Source organism: Leclercia sp. W6, assembly GCF_003336345.1.
GTDB lineage: Bacteria > Pseudomonadota > Gammaproteobacteria > Enterobacterales > Enterobacteriaceae > Enterobacter.
The window spans coordinates 617,967-637,234 of sequence record NZ_CP031104.1; the positions used below are offsets into that span (position 1 = coordinate 617,967).

The 19,268-nt window shown below is 56.1% G+C and carries 17 protein-coding genes and 3 tRNA genes; 12 read left to right on the plus strand and 8 right to left on the minus strand.

What is annotated here, in order from left to right; genetic code table 11:
• Positions 1-59: 59 nt before the first annotated feature.
• Both DVA43_RS02995 and DVA43_RS03000 read left to right on the plus strand, forming a co-directional pair.
• Positions 60-1,514, plus strand: a complete 1,455-nt coding sequence (locus DVA43_RS02995; protein ID WP_114314543.1) for an AMP nucleosidase — start codon at positions 60-62, stop codon at positions 1,512-1,514.
• 18 nt (positions 1,515-1,532) lie between these two features.
• Positions 1,533-3,320: an aminopeptidase P family protein gene (locus tag DVA43_RS03000; protein ID WP_114314544.1), complete on the plus strand. Its 1,788-nt coding sequence runs from the start codon at positions 1,533-1,535 to the stop codon at positions 3,318-3,320.
• Positions 3,321-3,401: 81 nt separating this feature from the next.
• On the opposite strand, the gene DVA43_RS03005 is transcribed toward DVA43_RS03000, so the two are convergent.
• A tRNA-Asn gene (locus tag DVA43_RS03005) sits at positions 3,402-3,477 on the minus strand.
• Positions 3,478-3,796: 319 nt separating this feature from the next.
• On the opposite strand from DVA43_RS03005, the gene nac reads away from it, so the two are divergent.
• Positions 3,797-4,714 carry a nitrogen assimilation transcriptional regulator NAC gene (gene nac, locus DVA43_RS03010; protein WP_103180170.1) on the plus strand — a complete coding sequence of 306 codons (918 nt, stop codon included), beginning with the start codon at positions 3,797-3,799 and terminating at the stop codon, positions 4,712-4,714.
• A gap of 96 nt (positions 4,715-4,810) precedes the next feature.
• Entirely contained in the window at positions 4,811-5,761 is a 951-nt protein-coding gene (gene cbl / locus DVA43_RS03015) for an HTH-type transcriptional regulator Cbl (RefSeq protein ID WP_103180169.1), read from the plus strand.
• 85 nt (positions 5,762-5,846) lie between these two features.
• On the opposite strand, the gene DVA43_RS03020 is transcribed toward cbl, so the two are convergent.
• Positions 5,847-5,922 (minus strand) — tRNA-Asn (locus tag DVA43_RS03020).
• Positions 5,923-6,022: 100 nt separating this feature from the next.
• Positions 6,023-6,820, minus strand: coding sequence for a DgsA anti-repressor MtfA (gene mtfA / locus DVA43_RS03025; protein ID WP_103822467.1), 798 nt, complete (start codon positions 6,818-6,820; stop codon positions 6,023-6,025).
• Between the two features lie 92 nt (positions 6,821-6,912).
• On the opposite strand from mtfA, the gene DVA43_RS03030 reads away from it, so the two are divergent.
• Positions 6,913-7,002 (plus strand) — tRNA-Ser (locus DVA43_RS03030).
• Positions 7,003-7,165: 163 nt separating this feature from the next.
• On the opposite strand, the gene dcuR is transcribed toward DVA43_RS03030, so the two are convergent.
• The 3 genes from dcuR to DVA43_RS03045 all read right to left on the minus strand — a co-directional run bounded on the left by dcuR (position 7,166) and on the right by DVA43_RS03045 (position 10,709).
• A complete protein-coding gene (dcuR, locus tag DVA43_RS03035) occupies positions 7,166-7,891 on the minus strand; it encodes a two-component system response regulator DcuR (RefSeq protein ID WP_103822466.1) in 726 nt (241 codons plus the stop codon).
• Positions 7,888-9,501, minus strand: coding sequence for a sensor histidine kinase (locus tag DVA43_RS03040; protein WP_114314545.1), 1,614 nt, complete (start codon positions 9,499-9,501; stop codon positions 7,888-7,890). The genes dcuR and DVA43_RS03040 overlap by 4 nt, the downstream gene beginning before the upstream one ends.
• Before the next feature lie 134 nt (positions 9,502-9,635).
• The gene (locus DVA43_RS03045; RefSeq protein WP_114314546.1) at positions 9,636-10,709 is read right to left on the minus strand and encodes a porin; all 1,074 of its coding nucleotides are present in this window, start codon (positions 10,707-10,709) and stop codon (positions 9,636-9,638) included.
• A gap of 640 nt (positions 10,710-11,349) precedes the next feature.
• Here DVA43_RS03045 and drpB point away from each other — a divergent pair.
• The 4 genes from drpB to DVA43_RS03065 are packed head-to-tail and all read left to right on the plus strand — an operon-like array spanning position 11,350 to position 14,314.
• Complete coding sequence (gene drpB / locus DVA43_RS03050; protein ID WP_114314547.1) at positions 11,350-11,622, plus strand: cell division protein DrpB; 273 nt, start codon at positions 11,350-11,352, stop codon at positions 11,620-11,622.
• A gap of 41 nt (positions 11,623-11,663) precedes the next feature.
• A complete protein-coding gene (locus DVA43_RS03055; RefSeq protein WP_114314548.1) occupies positions 11,664-12,359 on the plus strand; it encodes a phosphohydrolase in 696 nt (231 codons plus the stop codon).
• Positions 12,360-12,408: 49 nt separating this feature from the next.
• Positions 12,409-13,842, plus strand: a complete 1,434-nt coding sequence (locus tag DVA43_RS03060) for a DNA cytosine methyltransferase (protein ID WP_168194638.1) — start codon at positions 12,409-12,411, stop codon at positions 13,840-13,842.
• Entirely contained in the window at positions 13,823-14,314 is a 492-nt protein-coding gene (locus tag DVA43_RS03065) for a very short patch repair endonuclease (RefSeq protein ID WP_114314549.1), read from the plus strand. The genes DVA43_RS03060 and DVA43_RS03065 overlap by 20 nt, the downstream gene beginning before the upstream one ends.
• Here the strand turns inward: DVA43_RS03065 and yedA are convergent.
• Complete coding sequence (gene yedA / locus DVA43_RS03070) at positions 14,286-15,200, minus strand: drug/metabolite exporter YedA (RefSeq protein WP_114314550.1); 915 nt, start codon at positions 15,198-15,200, stop codon at positions 14,286-14,288. The two genes, DVA43_RS03065 and yedA, sit on opposite strands and share 29 nt — an antisense overlap.
• A 177-nt stretch (positions 15,201-15,377) precedes the next feature.
• Between yedA and DVA43_RS03075 the strand changes: the two genes are divergently transcribed.
• From DVA43_RS03075 to dgcQ, 3 genes are all read left to right on the plus strand, one after another.
• Positions 15,378-16,295, plus strand: a complete 918-nt coding sequence (locus DVA43_RS03075) for a DUF808 domain-containing protein (protein WP_103822459.1) — start codon at positions 15,378-15,380, stop codon at positions 16,293-16,295.
• A gap of 78 nt (positions 16,296-16,373) precedes the next feature.
• On the plus strand, positions 16,374-16,556 hold the full coding sequence (locus DVA43_RS03080; protein WP_103822458.1) for a YodC family protein: 183 nt from the start codon (positions 16,374-16,376) through the stop codon (positions 16,554-16,556).
• Positions 16,557-16,682: 126 nt separating this feature from the next.
• Positions 16,683-18,356, plus strand: coding sequence for a cellulose biosynthesis regulator diguanylate cyclase DgcQ (gene dgcQ, locus DVA43_RS03085; protein WP_246842261.1), 1,674 nt, complete (start codon positions 16,683-16,685; stop codon positions 18,354-18,356).
• Here dgcQ and DVA43_RS03090 read toward each other — a convergent pair.
• Positions 18,338-19,150, minus strand: coding sequence for a mannosyl-3-phosphoglycerate phosphatase-related protein (locus tag DVA43_RS03090; RefSeq protein WP_114314552.1), 813 nt, complete (start codon positions 19,148-19,150; stop codon positions 18,338-18,340). The two genes, dgcQ and DVA43_RS03090, sit on opposite strands and share 19 nt — an antisense overlap.
• Positions 19,151-19,268 lie beyond the last annotated feature (118 nt).

Below are 19,268 nucleotides of genomic sequence, written 5' to 3' on the forward strand. Positions count from 1 at the left end.
CACATACAGGTGACATACTATCGGGTAACGCCGTACACCTGTGGAACAAGGAGACAGAGATGAATAATAAGGACTCCAGCCTGACCCCGGCTCAGGCACTGGACATGCTGGATGCGCTGTACGACCAGGCGGTTAACGCCCTGCGCAGCGCCATCAGCGACTATATCAAAGACGGAACGCTCCCCGATGCAGAGGCCAGAATGAATGGCCTCTTTGTTTATCCGTCACTTTCTGTGACCTGGGATGGCAGCGCCACCAATACGCCGAAGACCCGCGCCTATGCGCGATTCACCCACGCTGGCTGCTACTCCACCACTGTCACCCGTCCAACGCTGTTCCGCCCTTACCTGGAGGAGCAGCTGACGCTGCTGTATCAGGATTACGGCGCCCACATCACAGTGGAGCCCTCGCGCCATGAGATCCCCTACCCGTACGTTATCGATGGCTCAGAGCTGACCCTGGACCGCTCCATGAGCGCGGGCTTAACGCGCCACTTCCCGACCACCGAGCTTTCGCAGATCGGCGATGAGACCGCTGACGGGATCTACCACCCGGCAGAGTTTTCCCCACTGTCGCACTTTGATGCCCGCCGGGTCGATTTTTCGCTGGCGCGTCTGCGGCACTACACCGGTACCCCCGCTGAACACTTCCAGCCGTTTGTCCTGTTCACCAACTACACCCGCTACGTGGATGAGTTTGTCCGCTGGGGCTGCAGCCAGATCCTCGATCCCGACAGCCCGTACATTGCCCTCTCCTGCGCGGGCGGGATCTGGATCACCGCCGAAACCGAAGCCCCGGAGCAGGCTATCTCCGATCTGGCGTGGAAAAAACATCAGATGCCCGCCTGGCACCTGGTCACCGCCGAGGGTCAGGGCATCACTCTGATTAACATTGGGGTGGGCCCGTCGAACGCCAAAACCATCTGCGACCACCTCGCGGTGCTGCGCCCGGACGTCTGGCTGATGATTGGTCACTGTGGCGGCCTGCGTGAAAGCCAGCTGATTGGCGATTATGTGCTGGCCCACGCCTATCTGCGTGACGACCATGTGCTGGATGCGGTGTTGCCGCCGGATATTCCGATCCCAAGCATCGCCGAAGTGCAGCGGGCGCTGTACGACGCCACCAAAGAGGTGAGCGGTATGCCGGGAGAAGAAGTTAAGCAGCGGTTGCGCACCGGCACGGTTGTTACCACTGACGACCGGAACTGGGAGCTGCGCTACTCAGCCTCGGCGCTGCGCTTTAACCTGAGCCGCGCGGTGGCGATTGATATGGAGAGCGCCACCATCGCCGCTCAGGGTTACCGCTTCCGCGTGCCCTACGGCACCCTGCTGTGCGTTTCCGATAAGCCGCTGCACGGGGAAATTAAACTTCCTGGCCAGGCAAACCGTTTTTACGAGGGGGCGATCTCCGAGCATCTGCAGATTGGCATTCGCGCTATCGACCTGCTGCGCGCCGAAGGGGATAAATTGCACTCGCGTAAACTGCGTACCTTTAACGAGCCGCCGTTCCGCTGATCATAAAAAAGGAAAGTTATGCAAACCACATCACCGCTCTCTGCCCTGCGCCAGTGGCTGGAAACCCAGGCGCTGGATGGCATTATCGTCCCGCGAACCGATGCCTTTCAGAGCGAATATTGCCACCCGCACGATGACGTACTCGCCTGGCTGACCGGCTTTGACGGCTCAGCGGGGCATGCCCTGATCCTGCGCGATCGCGCCCTGCTGTTTGTCGATGGGCGTTATCAGGTTCAGGCTCGTGAACAGGTTAATCTGGCTGAGATTGAGATCCTGCATCTGCACAACGATCCGCTGGCAGACTGGTTGCAGCAGAACATGAATCCCGGGGCGCGTATCGCCTTTGAAGCGATGCTGATGACCCATACCCAGTATGAAGCACTCATTGCCAGTCACTGTGAGCTTGTCGCCCTGAATGCATCGCCGTTTGATACCCTCTGGCAGGATCGTCCGGCCCCGCCTGTCGGGGCCATCCGCGAAATGCCGGTGGAGATCAGCGGTGAAAGCAGTGCCGACAAGCGCCAGCGCGTGGCCGCCATTCTGGCAGAACAGCACGCAGATTATCTGGCCATCACCCAGCCAGATAACATCGCCTGGCTGTTGAACGTACGCGGCAGCGATATCCCGACGAGCCCGGTACCGAACTCGTTTGCCCTGCTGAGCCGCGACGGCGCGGTGACGTGGTTTGTCACGCCTGAGAAAACCCGCGCGCTTCCAGCCCTGCTGCTGGAGAGCCTGACGCTGGTGTCTGAATCTGATTTTCTGTCGCAAAGCCAGCAGCTGTGCGCCGGTAAGCGTGTGATGGTGGATGCCGATTCCGCCCCTGTCGCCCTGCGCTTTGCCGTAGAGCCGCAGGGGGAGATCGTCTGGCACGCTGACCCGATCACCGCGATGAAAGCGCACAAAAACCCGATTGAGCTGGCGGGCTACCGCGACAGCCACCATCAGGACGGGGTGGCATGGGTCAACTTTCTTGCCTGGCTGGCGCACGAAGTGCCCCGTCGCGAAGCCTCTGGTCAACCCATTACCGAGCTGGAAGCCCAGGCGCAGCAGCTTCTCTTCCGTGAGCAGCGACCGGGCTTTATCGAGCAGAGTTTTGCCACTATCTCCGCCTCTGGTAGCAATGCGGCGATGTGCCATTACCACTCCAGCGAACAGACGAATGCGGCCATTACCCGCGACCACTTTTATCTGAACGATTCCGGCGGGCAGTATCACAACGGCACGACCGACGCCACGCGCACGCTCGCTTTCGGCCCACTGAGCGCCCAGTGTCGTCTGCACTATACCGCCGTGCTGAAAGGCTTTTTATCGCTTATTTCCCTGCAATTCCCCTCCGGGACCTGCGGGCATCAGATCGATGCGTTCGCGCGGCGTGAGCTGTGGGAGCTGGGGCTCGATTTTGATCACGGCACCGGGCACGGCGTGGGTCATCAGCTGCTGATCCATGAAAATCCGCAGCGTATTGCGAAGAAGGTTAACCCCTGGCCGCTGGTGGCGGGAAATATCATCACCATCGAGCCGGGCTACTATCTGGCGGATGAGTATGGGATCCGCATTGAAAATCAGGTGGAGGTGGTGGAGAGCGTACCGGGCTTCTGCCGCTTTGCGTCGCTGACGCTGATCCCTATCGACCTGAGTCAGGTGGATCTGCATCTGCTGAGCGAAAAAGAGATTAAATGGCTGGATGAGTACCACCAGCTGGTGCGTGAGGCGCTCTCGCCGCACGTTAACAGTGAGGCGCGTCCGTGGCTGATCTCGGCCACGGCGCCGGTGCGCTTACACCGCCCGGGGATCATTAAGTAATGACGGCAGCCTTCGGGTTGCCATTTTTTGGACTGTCCCGGAAAAGCAAAAAGCCTGCTTTAAAAGCAGGCTTTTCAAATTTGGCTCCTCTGACTGGACTCGAACCAGTGACATACGGATTAACAGTCCGCCGTTCTACCGACTGAACTACAGAGGAATCGTGTGAACGGGGCGCATATTATCGACGTGGGTCACCGTTGTCAAAGGGTGATCTTCTCTCTTTGACTCGTTTGCTGACAAAATCAGCAAAGTGATGTTTTCCCCAGCGGATTGCACGTTTTTGGTGCGGATATACCCCGAATGGGGCAGATCATAAACCGCTGTTTCACTTTAAAAAGCGACGGCAGCAATTGGATTTCCTTATTTTCAGCCGCTTAGCGGACATATCGGACCTCTTTTCAAAACTGGCAAGCATCTTGCAAAACCCTCTGTACATTCGCGCCGGAACCGGCAACGCATTTCGTACAGGGGGCAACATGAACTTAAGACGACTGAAATACTTCGTAAAAATCGTCGATATCGGCAGCCTGACCCAGGCCGCTGAAGTGTTACACATCGCACAGCCGGCACTGAGCCAGCAGGTGGCCACTCTGGAAGGTGAACTTGATCAGCAACTGTTGATCCGCACGAAACGCGGCGTGACCCCTACCGAAGCAGGCAAGATCCTTTATACCCATGCACGCACTATTTTGCGCCAGTGTGAACAGGCGCAGCTGGCGGTGGGCAATGTCGGGCAGACGCTGACCGGCCAGGTTTCGATTGGCCTGGCACCGGGTACGGCGGCCTCGTCTGTGACCATGCCGTTATTGCAGGCGGTGCGCGCAGAGCTGCCGGAAGTACTGGTCTACCTGCATGAAAACAGCGGCGCGGCGCTGAACGACAAATTACTCAGCGGACAGCTGGATATGGCGGTGCTCTACGATCGTTCTCCTGTGGCGGGGATCACCAGCCAGCCGGTGCTGAAAGAAGATCTCTATCTGGTAGGGACGCGGGATTGCCCGGGTCAGAGCGTCGATTTAACGGCGGTGGCCGAGATGAATCTGTTCTTACCGCGTGATTATAGCGCCGTGCGTTTGCGCGTCGATGAAGCCTTCTCGCTGCGCCGTCTGACGGCGAAAATCATTGGCGAGATCGACTCCATTTCAACCCTGACCGCGGCCATTGCCAGCGGAATGGGGGTGACGGTGCTGCCTGAATCGGCTGCGCGATCACTCTCCAGTGCCGCTAACGGCTGGATGGCGAGAATCAGCTCGCCGTCCATGAGCCTGCCGTTATCGCTTAACGTCTCGGCCCGCGGCTCGCTGTCACCGCAGGCGCAGGCGGTGAAAGAGATCCTGATGTCGCTGGTAAGCCGCCCGTCGCTGGAGAACCGCGAGCTGCAACTGGTCAGTTAATATTCCATAAAAGCATAAGTTGCGGGTTTTTATTATTTGTTTACACGGCGAACGCACTTTAACAATAGCGTCATGTCAGTTTCGCCGGAGTGAACCGTGAATTTCCAGCAGCTTAAAATTATCCGTGAGGCGGCCCGTCGGGATTACAACCTGACCGAGGTCGCCAACATGCTCTATACCTCTCAGTCGGGCGTCAGCCGCCATATCCGCGAGCTGGAAGAGGAGCTGGGCATTGAAATCTTCATTCGTCGCGGCAAACGTCTGCTGGGAATGACCGAGCCCGGCAAAGCGCTGTTGACCATTGCCGAACGTATTCTCAATGAAGCCAGCAACGTGCGCCGTCTGGCAGATCTCTTTACCAACGACGCCACCGGCGTGTTGACTATCGCGACCACCCACACTCAGGCTCGCTACAGTCTGCCCCCGGTGATCAAGGCGTTTCGGGAGCTGTTCCCGGATGTGCGCCTGGAGCTGATTCAGGGTACGCCCCAGGAGATAGAGATGCTGTTGCAAAACGGCGGGGCGGATATTGGCATCGCCAGCGAGCGTTTAAGCAACGATCCGCTGTTGGCGGCGTTCCCGTGGTTTCGCTGGCATCACAGCCTGCTGCTGCCGCCCGATCACCCGCTGACGCAGGTCTCTCCGTTGACGCTCGAGGCTATCGCAAAATGGCCCTTAATCACCTATCGCCAGGGTATCACCGGGCGGTCACGCATTGATGAGGCATTCAACCGTAAAGGGCTGACGCCGGATGTGGTGCTCAGCGCCCAGGACTCCGACGTGATTAAAACCTACGTCGAGCTCGGGCTGGGTATCGGGCTGGTGGCGGAACAGTCCGGCGGCGAGCACGAGCAGGGGAGCCTGGTGCGCCTTGATACCCGTCATCTTTTCGATGCCAACACCGTGTGGCTCGGGCTTAAGCGAGGGCAGTTGCAGCGCAACTATGTCTGGCGCTTTATCGAACTCTGCAACGCCGGGCTGTCGGTAGAGGAGATCAAACGTCAGGTCATGGAGCCGGAAGAGGTGGCGATTGACTACCAGATATAGCCAGATTAACCCTGCGTTGCGGGGTTTTAACGGTGCGAAATAGCAAAAAGCCCGCTTAAGTTTCCTTAAGCGGGCTTCTTAAATTTGGCTCCTCTGACTGGACTCGAACCAGTGACATACGGATTAACAGTCCGCCGTTCTACCGACTGAACTACAGAGGAATCGTGTGAACGAGGCGCATATTAATGGCCTCGCTATTTTGTGTCAACACTAAATTCAACGCACTGATTCAATTGATTAATTATGACACAGCCTGCTGTTTTAGTGTACTTGCACGGCGGAATCTTCGCCAGGTCCTTCATTTTCACGTAAACGCTGTAGCGGGTCCTGCTGGTAAAAGTGGCAAAAACGCTGCCACAGGGCCGGGAAGCGTGGAGCGAAAAGTTCGGGTGCGCTGAAGAAATATTCCGACAATACCGCAAAGCACTCGGCGGGATCGGTGGCAGCATAGGCGTCGATACTGGCCGCGCTTTCGCCCACCAGATCGATCTCATCCTGAATATTGTTCATGGCGGCGTGCAGGTCGTGCTCCCAGCCTGCCACTTCACGCAGGGGAATAAAGGGAACGCCGCTGGCGCGATCGCCGTTACGGGTATCCAGTTTGTGGGCCACTTCATGAATGATGAGGTTGAAACCGGACGCATCGAACGAGTCCTGAATATCCAGCCAGTTGAGGATAATCGGCCCTTGCTGCCAGCTTTGACCGGACTGCACCATCCGCTGATTGTGCACCAGCCCGATCTCATCCTCCCATTCGTCATCCACTACAAAAGGTGCCGGATAGATCAGAACTTCATGAAAACCGTCCAGCCACTCGATACCCAGCTGCAGTACCGGCAGGCAAAAGAGCAGGGCAATGCGGGTGCTCTTGCGATCGTCGAGCTCAAAACCCTGCAAGGGAACCAGGCGTTTTTGCTGTAAGAACCGTATGGCAAGCTGTACCAGACGCGATTTATCCTCATCTGATAAAGTAGACAGGACGGGGATCGCCAGGGCCTCTTCCCACGGCAGCGCCGCGCTTCGGGCGGATTCATTCGATTTCCAGGGCCACTTAATCATCGCTTTGCTCGCAAACTCGTCACTTGAACAAAATTGAACGGTTATGGTCTGTTAAAATGCCAAATTACCCGGCATGATGGCAACATCAAAACGGAGAGATGCCGGAGCGGCTGAACGGACCGGTCTCGAAAACCGGAGTAGGGGTAACTCTACCGGGGGTTCAAATCCCCCTCTCTCCGCCATGCAGCCTCTTCCGTCACATTTTCCGCACGTTTTCTCGTCAGAGATCTTTTACGCTGGCTACCTTATCATTCCACTTATGTGGAGTAATAGCCCTTTACTGCCTCAAGACAATATATGTGAGCTAAATCAGGATGTTTATCCGAAGAGGTTGAAGTGCATGTATTACTCCTGGTGGCAATACTGTCTGAGCAGGGCAATCTGCTCGGGCCGCAAGCGATAGCGATAGACCGGCCGACCGGTCGCCCCGTAATGGATGCTGGTATGCAAAATATTGACCTGCGCCAGCCAAATCAGGTATTTGCGGCAGGATACCCGCGAGATATTAACTGCGCCAGCCAGTTCGTCGGTGGAGAACTCTGTCCCCGGATGCGCATCAATCCACAGGCACAGCGTACGCAGCGTCTGCGGGGTTAACCCTTTCGGCAGGCGACGGCTGTCTGCCAGCGCCGGTGCACCGCCACGCAGAAGCCGGTCAACATCAGCCTGGTCATAATACTGATGCGCTTCCATCAGCTGCTTTTTTTCGCGCCAGCCCTTTAGTGCCTCTTCGAAACGCGGGAACTGAAACGGTTTGATCAGGTAGTCCACCACGCCATAGTGCATGGCCATCTGAATGGTGGCACCATCAGAGGCCGAGGTGATCATAATGACGTCTGTTTTGCGCCCGGAAGCCCGGATAACCGGCAGCAGGCTCAGGCCATTGTCGTGCTGCATGTAAACATCCAGCAGGATCAGGTCAACCTGCCGGGCAGGGGAGTGAAGTATGGCCCCGGCTTCTGCCAGGGAAGTGGCTACGCCGCAGCAGCAAAAACCCTCAACCCGGTTGACGTACTGGCGGTTAAGATCGGCCACCATGGCATCGTCATCGACAATTAAAACATGTATCACGCGCTATTCCTTTCACTCTCCCAGGGGAGTTGCACAAAAAACTGGGTAAATACGCCCGGTTCCGATTCAACGGCGATCTCTCCGCCCAGATTCTCGATCTGCTGACGGGCCAGGTATAACCCCACCCCTCGGTTTTCCCCTTTAGTAGAAAACCCTTTGCTAAAAATGGCGTGCAGATGTGCCGGGGCGATACCCGGACCATCGTCGCTCACCTCGGCGCTAAGCCAGCCCTGCTGATAGTGCAGCAGCAGACCGATTTCGCCCTCGGGCTGGCCAGTCATAGCATCAAGCGCATTTTCAATCAGATTACCCAGCACGGTAATCAGCCCGGCGACCTGCTGAGCATTGGGATTATCCGGTACCTGACTGGCGTCGGAGAGCGTCAGGCGAAACCCCATCTCTCTGGCGCGATTGATTTTACCCAGCAGAAATCCTGCCACCACCGGCGATTTGATGTTGCGCTGTAGCGTGCCGACATCGGTCTGCCAGGCGTTGGCGGTCGACAGGACATACTCTTCCAGTCTGGCATAGTGCTTCATATGCAGCAGACCAAGTATCACATGCAGCTTGTTCATAAACTCATGGGAGTGGCTGCGCAGCGCATCCAGATAGTTCACCATACCGTCCAGCCGTTGCAGGAGCTGGCTAATCTCCGTCTTATCACGAAACGTGGTGATGGCGCCCATCAGCTGATTATCGCTCCTGACGGGCAAGGTATTGCAGAGCAACAACCGGCCGTGGCAGTTGAGCTCCTGGTCCTGGCGAGCCATGCCGCTACGCAGCACCTCACGCAGGTTTGCCAGCAGCGGTTCCTCGTGCAGGGCCTTGCTGCTGGCGCTGATGTTCAGGATCTGCCGGGCGGCATGGTTGACCATCGTTACACGCCCCTGCTGATCTACGGCGATCACCCCTTCGCGCAGGGAGTGCAGCATCGCCTGACGTTGCTCCAGCAGGGCTGAGATTTGATAAGGCTCCAGCCCAAACAGAATGCGCTTAAGCATCCGCACCAGCCCCCAGGCACCGAGCGCCCCCAGCAGCGCGCTGAACAGCACCAGCCAGATGGCGTCCCAGCGATTGCGGGCGATCTGCTGCTCCACTTTATTCAGTGAGATCCCCACGGCAACGACACCAATTTGCTGATGGTGTGCGTTATAAACAGGCGTAAATACGCGCAGCGCCTCGTCGAGTACGCCGTGATTGATGGCGACATTCTCTTTATCTTCCAGCGCAGGCCGCAGATCGGCCCCAATAAAGGCTTTACCGAGCAGGGCACTGTTGGGATGAGAATAGCGGATCCCCTGCATATTGGTGACGACGGCAAACAGCAGATTATTACGCTGCATCACTGCCATGGCGACAGGCTGAATAATGTTGCTCTCCGGCGGGAGGGATAAGCCGCGGATCACCTCCGGGCTGTCGGCCAGGGTTCTGGCGACCGCGAGGGCGGTATCCCGCACGCCATCACGGGTGGCGCGGGTGATTTGCGCAAAATAGAGAACAAAAATCACCAGTAATATTGCGCCCGTTACACCGTACACCATCAGCGTGACCAGCGTGTTCAGTTTCATTGGGCGCTTGTGCGTGAGGGGAAGGGGCGGCAAATCGCGCATTGAAACTCCGGCAAAGAGAGAAAGGGGGGCATTATCGCTGATGGGCGGGATTTGTAAAAGCGATGTAAATCTGGCGGCGACAGAAAGCAAAAAGCCCGCTTTGCAGCGGGCTTAAGAGCGTTTGGCGATCTCAATCAGAACTGGTAAACGATACCCAGTGCGAACTGGTCGTCAGCATGTGCGCCAGTAATGCCTGCTTCATCCTCATCCAGCAGGTTGAATTTGTACGCAGTATAAACGTTCATGTTTTTGTTGAAGTAGTACCAGGTACCCAGTTCAACATAGTTCACCAGATCGGCATCTACGCCGCCATGACCGTTACGTGCATACAGGTCTTTGCCCTGGGAGTAGACGTAGCCCAGAGAAGGACGCAGGCCGAAATCGAACTGGTACTGCACCACGGCTTCGACGTTGCGGGTTTTGTTAGCGAAACCGGCATCTCCCGCCCAGGTCATGTTACGGGTTTCACCGTACATCACCGCAGCATAGAGGTTGTTGGCATCATACTTCGCTGCCAGTGACCAGATTTCTGCGGTATCGCCGTAGCCGTCAGCAGCCTGCCTGTTGGTACGGTCAGACTTACCGTATACACCTACGAAGCCGAAGCCATCGAAGTTGTAGGCCAGCGAAGTGCTGTAGCCGTCACCGTTGGATTTTTTCATATCACGATCGTTGTTTTTACCCTGGTACTGCAGGGCAAAATCCAGACCCTCAACGGCGCCGAAGAAGTCGGTGTTGCGATAGGTCGCCACGCCAGTGGTACGCTGAGTCATAAAGTTATCGGTGTGAACCCAGGAGTCACCGCCCCATTCCACCAGCATATCGGTGTACGCACCTGCATCGTACGCTACGCCGTAGTTACGGCCATAGTCGAACGAACCATAGTCACCGAATTTCAGGCCTGCAAACGCCAGACGGCTGCTCTCATCCTGCTCGCCTTCCGGGGTGCTGGCGTTCAGGTTGTATTCAAACTGGCCGTAACCGGTCAGCTGGTTGCTAATCTGCGTTTCGCCTTTGATACCGAAACGGGCATAGGAGGTATCGGCATTCTCGCTGTTGCTATCATCGGTCTTGTCCCAGATACGCTCGCCGACCATTTTTCCGTACAGGTCGAATTTATTGCCGTCCTTGTTGTAGATCTCTGCCGCATTAGCCGCGCCAGCGCATAATAAAACAGGGACAAGAACTGCCAGAACTTTTCTTTTCATTATATATTCTTTTGTATGTATTTTCTTCATGAATATACGTAACCCCCTCCGGGTTACAGGGGTAATACTATTTCAGGGCGGGTTTTTGCTGTTTAAAAATAAATGTAACTAAATTATTTAGATTATTTCAAAATATTAATATGAATGTCTTTATATGTTTATTTTATTAATTTTAAATAAATATAGGCGATGATTATTGATATTTATATCAGTGAGTTATTGGTTGTATAAACTTATTGGATTGATTTATGTTTGCGCGGAGGAGAGAAGGGAATAAAAAAAGCCCGATAATATTATCGGGCTAAGATAAGGGTAATTTAAGGGTGTTTAATCATGAAACGACAAAAAAGCTCATAACGTCCTTATCATTGCACAATTATAAGCGTGAGAAAACAGGTTTATCTGGATAAAGAGAGTGAAAAAATAGCGCAATATAATTGCTTTCCTGAATCCTCTCATTCGCGCATAAGCGAAGCAGCGCAATAAACAGGCAGGCTTAAAAATTGCGTAAGATCAACTTAACGCAAATTAAAAGCATAAAATCTGTGCAGGAGAGTGCATTAGATAGAAAAATGTGATTTATTTCACATTTTATATTATTGGTGTGAATGTAGTGGTCTTGCTGCGCTGAGAGGACAACATGGCAAAGAAATACGTTCGCAGCCTGGGAGGCAAACTTGCCCTGTGGGTCTTTTATGCCTTTTGCGGCTACTTCCTCTGGGCGATGGCGCGCTATGTGTGGGTCGTCAGTAAAGTCAGTTCGGTATCAGGTTCGATGATTCAATGCGATCCCGGCTCAACAGCCGGCAAGTGGCTGGGAGGCCTGTGCGGCTTTCTGGTGCTGAGTGTTGTGGGGGCGATCCTCGGTAGCATTGCCTGGTATACCCGGCCGCGTGAAATGTCAGATCGGTAAAGAATTGCTATTGTACAGCTTTTCACTTTATGGAAAGCGCTATGGAACTTGTGCAGTGGCAGCAACGTTTTGAAAACTGGCTGACGGCGCATCACGCCAGCGATGATACTGCCCATGATATCTCCCATTTCCGTCGTGTCTGGAACACCGCAAAACGCCTCATGGCAGACCAGCCGGTCGATGCGCTGACGATCCTGGCCGCCTGTTATTTTCACGATATTGTCAGCCTGCCGAAAAATCATCCGCAGCGAGGCCGCTCGTCGCAGTTGGCAGCGGACAAAACGATCGCCATCCTGCGTGAAGACTTTGCCGATTTTCCTGCCGCGCATTACGCCGCCGTTCACCATGCTATCGAAGCGCACAGCTTCAGTGCCGGCATTGCGCCGCACACGCTGGAAGCGAAAATCGTGCAGGATGCTGACAGGCTGGAAGCCCTGGGTGCGATTGGCCTGGCACGTGTGTTTGCCGTCTCTGGCGCGCTGGGTGTGCCTCTTTTCGACCCGGAAGATCCCTTTGCCGATGAGCGCGAGCTGAACGACCGCGCCTTTGCGCTTGACCATTTTCAGACCAAATTGCTGCGCCTGCCGCAGACGATGCAAACCGCCGCCGGGCGTGCGCTGGCGCGCCAGAGCGCTGACTTTTTAATCCAGTTTATGGCACGGCTGAGTGCCGAACTACGCGGTGATTACGAAGGCACCGACAGCGCGGTGTTACAGCGTTTCCGGGAAAGTCTGTAAAGTCTTTCTGTGTTACTCTCTGTTAACCCCTTTTGGCCCGGTTAAATGTATGCAGGAAAATGTATCAGTGATGGAGTCCGCGCTTTTGCTGGCAGAAAAATCAACGGCGTCAGTTCAGGCGTTATTGTGCCAGCTGCTGGAAATTTACGATGCCAGAACGCTGGCACATCTGCTGAATGCTCAGGGCGAGAGTCACTGGAGCCCGGCAATCATTAAACGGCTGGTGACCAGTGAGCGGGCAGGGCGGCGTCTCAGCGACGGCGAATATAGCGTGTTGCGAAACCTGCTGCCTCGTCCGCCTGCCTGTCATCCTCACTATGCTTTCCGCTTTGTCGATCTCTTCGCCGGTATCGGCGGTATTCGCCACGGCTTTGAGGCGATTGGCGGTCAGTGCGTGTTTACCAGCGAATGGAACAAACACGCGGTGCGTACCTATAAAGCCAACTGGTATTGCGATCCTGACACGCATCAGTTCAACGAAGATATTCGTGAAGTGACGCTTAGCAACCAGAGCGGTGTGACGGACGAAGAGGCGGCGCAGCACATTCGTGACAACATTCCCGCCCATGACGTGCTGCTCGCGGGCTTCCCGTGCCAGCCGTTTTCTCTGGCGGGGGTGTCGAAAAAGAACGCGCTGGGCCGTGCACACGGTTTTGCCTGTGATACCCAGGGAACGCTCTTCTTCGACGTGGCGCGCATTATCGATGCCCGTCGCCCGGCCATCTTCGTGCTGGAAAATGTCAAAAACCTGAAGAGCCACGACGGGGGCAAAACGTTCCGCATCATCATGCAGACCCTGGATGAGCTGGGGTATGACGTGGCAGATGCCGCTGACAGCGGTCCGGACGATCCTAAGATCGTTGACGGTAAACATTTTCTGCCGCAGCACCGCGAGCGCATAGTGCTGGTGGGCTTTCGTCGCGATCTCAACCTGCGCGGTAATTTTACGCTGCGGGATCTCCCGGGGCTGTGGCCGACCCGCCGCCCGACCATTGCCGATCTGCTTGAGCCCATGGTGGACGCCAAATTCATTCTCACCCCGGTGCTGTGGAAATATCTGTATCGTTATGCCAAAAAGCATCAGGCGAAGGGCAACGGTTTTGGTTTTGGCATGGTCGATCCCACCAACCCGCACAGCGTCGCCCGCACGCTGTCGGCACGCTATTACAAAGATGGCGCCGAGATCCTCATTGACAGAGGCTGGGATAAGGCCCTTGGCGAGCGCGATTTCGATGATGCCGAAAACCAGCGCCACCGTCCGCGCCGTTTGACGCCGCGGGAGTGCGCGCGACTGATGGGATTTGAACCCCCTCAGGGCTACGGCTTCCGCATTCCGGTATCGGATACTCAGGCCTATCGCCAGTTTGGTAATTCGGTGGTCGTGCCAGCTTTTGCAGCCGTCGCCCGGTTGCTGGAGTCGCGCATTTTGCAGGCAGTTGAGAAACGCAAGGCTGAGGCCGCGAATGGCGGACGTTCACAATAAGGCCACCCGCAGTAAAAATATGCGCGCCATCGGCACGCGGGATACGGCTATCGAAAAACGGCTGGCCGGCCTGCTTACGGAAGTCGGTTTTGAGTTTCGCGTGCAGGATGCTGCCCTTGCCGGACGGCCTGATTTTGTCATCGACAGCCATAAGTGTGTGATCTTTACCCACGGCTGTTTCTGGCATCGTCACGACTGCTATCTGTTTAAAGTCCCGGCGACCCGCACCGATTTCTGGCTGGACAAAATTGGCAAAAACGTCGTGCGCGACGCGCGTGATATCACCCTGCTGCAGGAGCAGGGCTGGAGGGTCCTGGTGGTGTGGGAGTGCGCGTTGCGCGGCAGAATGAAGCTCGATGACAGGGCGCTCACCGAGCGACTGGAAGAGTGGATCTGCAGCGGCGGTAACACCGCGCAGATCGACACGCAGGGCATTCGCCCGCTTACGGTTTCTCCGCCTGACAAGAGATAACCACCGGTTTTGCTGGCAGCAGGTACTTGCCGAGCGTCACCAGCACCACCGCCATAATAATAATCCCCAGCGCCAGCCACTCTATCGCCGAGAGCGATTCCCCGCCAAGACCCGTGCCCAACAGGACGGCCACCACCGGATTCACATAGGCATAGCTGGTGGCGACCGCCGGTGAGACATTGCGGATCAGGAACATATAGGCGTTAATGGCGATCACCGAGCCGAAAATCGCCAGATAGCCCACCGCCAGCCACCCTGAGAGGTCGGGCAGGGCGGTCATTTTCTCCCCCGACAGCAGGGATGCCGCCAGCAGCACGATCCCGGCGGTGACCATCTCAATGGCGCCGGCCATCATCCCGGAAGGCAGTTCAATGCGCGAGCCGTAGACCGAACCAAACGCCCAGCTCATCGAGCCAATCAGGATCAACACCGCTCCCCAGGGATTGCCGCTGAGGTTACCGCCGCTGTTGAGCAGAATAATGCCCGCCATCCCTATGGCGATCCCCAGCCACTCCAGCTTGCGCGTTTTGATGCCAAAAAGACGGCTGAAGCAGAGGGTGAACAGCGGAACGGTGGCCACCACCACCGCGGCGATACCGGACGGCACATTCTGATGCTCGGCGACGGTGACAAAGCCATTACCCACCGCCAACAACAGGATGCCAATCAGGGCGGCATTGAGCAACGGACGCAGCGGCGGCAGCTTATGGCCGCGCAGGAGAAGAAACGCCAGCAGCAGCGCCCCCGCAGAGAGGAAACGCACCCCCGCCATCAACAGGGGCGGCCAGCTTTCCACCCCAATGCGAATGACGAAATAGGTGGAACCCCAGATGATATAGAGCGCAAACAGGGCGCCCGCTAATGGTAAGACTTGCCTGAAACGCATACTCCCTCACGGCGTATTAAAAAGGTGGCATATAGTTAACGTGAAAATTATCACGCTGGCGAGTCCTTTAATTGTGTCGATGATGTGAAGAATTTGTTGACATATACGGGGTGGTTTCGAGGTTGGCGGTTTTACTCCATACTGTTGTGGTAATTAACAAAAAGAAGGAACCTTATTTTGGCGGGAAGTAGCTTATTAACACTGCTGGATGATATCGCCACGCTGCTGGACGATATTTCACTGATGGGAAAACTGGCGGCGAAAAAGACCGCAGGCGTGCTGGGTGACGATTTGTCGCTAAACGCCCAGCAGGTGACGGGCGTGCGAGCCAACCGGGAGCTGCCCGTGGTCTGGGCCGTGGCGAAGGGATCGTTACTCAATAAAGTGATCCTCGTGCCGCTGGCGCTGCTGATCAGCGCCTTTATCCCGTGGGCCATTACGCCGCTGCTGATGATCGGCGGGGCGTTTCTCTGTTTTGAAGGGGCAGAGAAAATCCTTCACTCTATCGAATCGCGTAAAGATAAGGAGAAGGAGTCTCCGGCCGCGCGGCAGCAACGCCTGGAAGCGCTGGCTGCAAAGGATCCCGTTGCGTTTGAGCGCGATAAGGTGAAGGGGGCTATCCGCACCGACTTTATTCTGTCGGCGGAAATTGTCGCCATCACCCTGGGTATCGTGGCGGATGCGCCGCTGCTGAATCAGGTGTTGGTCCTCTCCGGGATCGCCGTTCTGGTGACAATCGGGGTTTACGGTCTGGTAGGGCTTATCGTCAAACTGGACGATATCGGCTACTGGCTGAACGAAAAGGGTAATGCGCTGGCGAAGACGACCGGCAAAGCGCTGCTGGTGATAGCGCCCTGGCTGATGAAGTCATTGTCGGTGATTGGCACCCTGGCGATGTTCCTGGTCGGCGGCGGGATTGTGGTGCACGGTATTGCGCCGCTACATCATGCCATTGAACACTTCGCTGAGGCGCAAGGAGCTGTTATCGCAGCCATTTTACCGACATTACTCAATCTGGTTCTCGGCTTTATCATTGGCCTCATCGTCGTCGGAGTGGTAAAAGTTGTGGAAAAAATGCGAGGTCGCTCGCATTAATAAGTTGCAGCTATACCAGGCGTAACTGCTATTCCTCGTCTAAATTGATACAGTTTCACACTGATAAAGGAGGCGGTTATGGTCTTTCTGGTCAGCGATGAAGTTAAGCCTAAAAATGGCGGTCCAAGTATGGTCGTCACCGGCTATGCAAGCGGAATGGTAGAGTGTCGCTGGTACGACGGTTACGGCATCAAGCAGGAAGCGTTTCGTGAAGATGAGCTTCAGCATGGTGATGGCACCCGGCGACAGGACAAGGCTTAAGTCACGCTACGCCCGGCACTGCCGGGCGTTTTTGTAGGTTATAATCGCGCCAACAGCAGTAACATAGCAAAATCAGTCAGGCTTTGACGTCATACGGATGGCAAAGGTGGCTTTCGCGGAGTGTGTGTGAAGCACGACATCGTTTCAGGAAAAGAGGCTTTTACGGCACAACATCGCTTTCATCCAGGCCGGGTTGTTAACATCTGCTTTATTGTCGTCCTTATCTTCTCCACGCTACTGACCTGGCGTGAAGCCGTGGTGCTGGAGGATGCGTACGCCGCCAGCCAGAAAAACCATCTGGAGACGGTGGCAAATTCACTGGATCGTCAGCTTGAGTTCAGCGTGGAAAAGCTGCTGTTCTTTCGCAACGGCATGGACGATGCTCTGGAAGCCCCTCTCGCCTCGACGCTGTTGCGTAATTCCGTCGCCCATTTTAAAGATCTGCAGGAACAAACGTTCTGGCAGCTGACCTTCGACGCGCGGCGCACCTTACCCATAAACGGCGTGTCTGATGCCTTTGTGGAGCAAACCACCAGCCTGAGACGCGACGAGGAGCGGCTCGCAAAGGAGTTGAGCGCCACCTTTGAAATGGGCTATTTGCTGCGTATTAATTCTCCAGCGGCACACGCGAAGCGCGTGGTCTATGTCTCCCGCGCCGGGTTTTACGTCTCGACCGATCCCGCCGACTGGGCCGCGGATGTGGTATCCCGCTACTATCAGCTGGTGACCAGCCCCTGGTACACCGGGCAATCGGAGCGTGAGAACCGGACCCGCAGCGTTCGCTGGTTTACCCATGATGCGGACGAACGCACCGTTACCGTCAGCGTGCCGGTCGATTATCAACACTACTGGTACGGCGCGCTGGCGTTAGATTTTACCCTCCCCGGGCTGAATAAACTGCTGCAGGATGCGGTAGACGGCAACGGTGAAGGAGAGTTCCAGCTCTATGATAAAGGCTTTAACCTGCTTGCCACGTCGGAGAGTGTTGCTGACAACGTGAACCATTTCGACGAGCGCGAGCGGGCGCAAATTGCCGCTGCTCTGGAAAAGGATACCGAAGGGGATATCCGTCTGGGGAGCCGCTACGTCAACTGGCATCATCTGGATCATTTCAATGGCCTTGTGCTGCGCATCCACACCCTGAGAGAAGGGGCGAATGGCGATTTCGGCAGCATTACTATCGCGCTGGCGCTGCTGTGGCTGCTCTTCACCGCCATGCTGGTTGGCTCGTGGTTTGTCATCCGCCGAATGGTCAGCAATATGTACCGCCTGCAACACTCGCTGCAGTGGCAGGCCTGGCACGATCCGCTGACCCGCATAAATAACCGTGGCGCGCTCTTTGAGCGGGCTAAAGCGCTGGCGAAGCGGTGTGAACAGCAAAAGCAGCCTTACTCGGTAATGCAGATGGACCTTGACCATTTCAAACGGATTAACGACAGATTTGGTCACCAGGCGGGGGATAAAGTGCTGACGCATACGGCCGGATTGATCACCCGTACGATACGGGAGACAGACGTTGCCGGGCGGATCGGGGGAGAAGAGTTCTGCGTTGTGTTACCGGACACCGGGCCGGAGCAGGCGATGGCGATTGCCGAGCGGATCCGCGAGCGCATCAATCGCCGGGAGATCCTGGTGAAAAAGAGCCAGACGACGCGGATCAGCGTGTCGATTGGCGTCAGCAGTGCGCAGGAAAACGGTCATTACGATTTTGAACAGCTGCAGTCCATCGCCGACGCCCGGCTTTACCAGGCGAAGCAGCGAGGACGCAATCAGGTTGTGGGTCAGGATGAGAAGAAGTGATCCAGCGCTTCACGCCAGCCTGCAGGGCCAGGCTGGTGAGTATGGTAGACCCGTGCCGGGTCGTCGTTTTTGAGCGTGATACCCTGGCGATTAATGCCTTTAACTACCACCGCAAAATCGACGCTATCCAGCAGCGGGGCGTCGTTTGGCCCGTCACCCAAGCCGAGGGTAGTGGGAAGCGCGCCTTCGCGATCCAGGTACTGCTCGTTGAGCCAGTTAATCGCCTGATCTTTGCCGCCGCGCTCATCCAGGACGTGCCAGAACCGCGCGCCCTGAACAAATTTCAGCCCCAGCCCGGCCAGCGCCTCCTCAAACGCGACCATTCTTTCATCGCTGTCGCGCCAGATGAGCGTTACCGAGGCTTCATGCAGTTTCGCCAGCCCCGCGCGCGCATTATTAAGCCCGGTCCATTCGCCAATGACCCGCTCGTCCACGTCATCAAAAGTGGTGAATTTATAACCTTCCCGGGTGCGGAGCTGATTGAGGATGTTAACGATATCGGCATGGGAAGCGCCATTGATTAACCGTGGGGCGTTGGGATGGTTATCCCAGCGGACATCCAGCTGGATCACCGCGCCGTTTTCGGCAATAAAGGGCAACCCCTCCAGCCCCAGATCGCTCTGGATCTCCAGCATCTCCGCCGCGGTTTTGCTGCTGCAAAGAATCACCGGGATCTGATGGTCCTGTAAGGTCTCCAGCCAGCCAAGTGCGGGCTGCCAGTCATAGGTGTGAATATCCAGCAATGTGCCGTCCAGATCGCTATAGATGAGCAACGGATCATCAAGTGAAGGCATAGCATCTCCCGTAACAGATAAAGGTCCTTGATAGGATTTTTCTTAAAAGCCAGACCTGTAAAACGATGTTCTTATGGAACCGATCCCGCGCACCCCGCGGCCCACGCCAGTTGGGGAA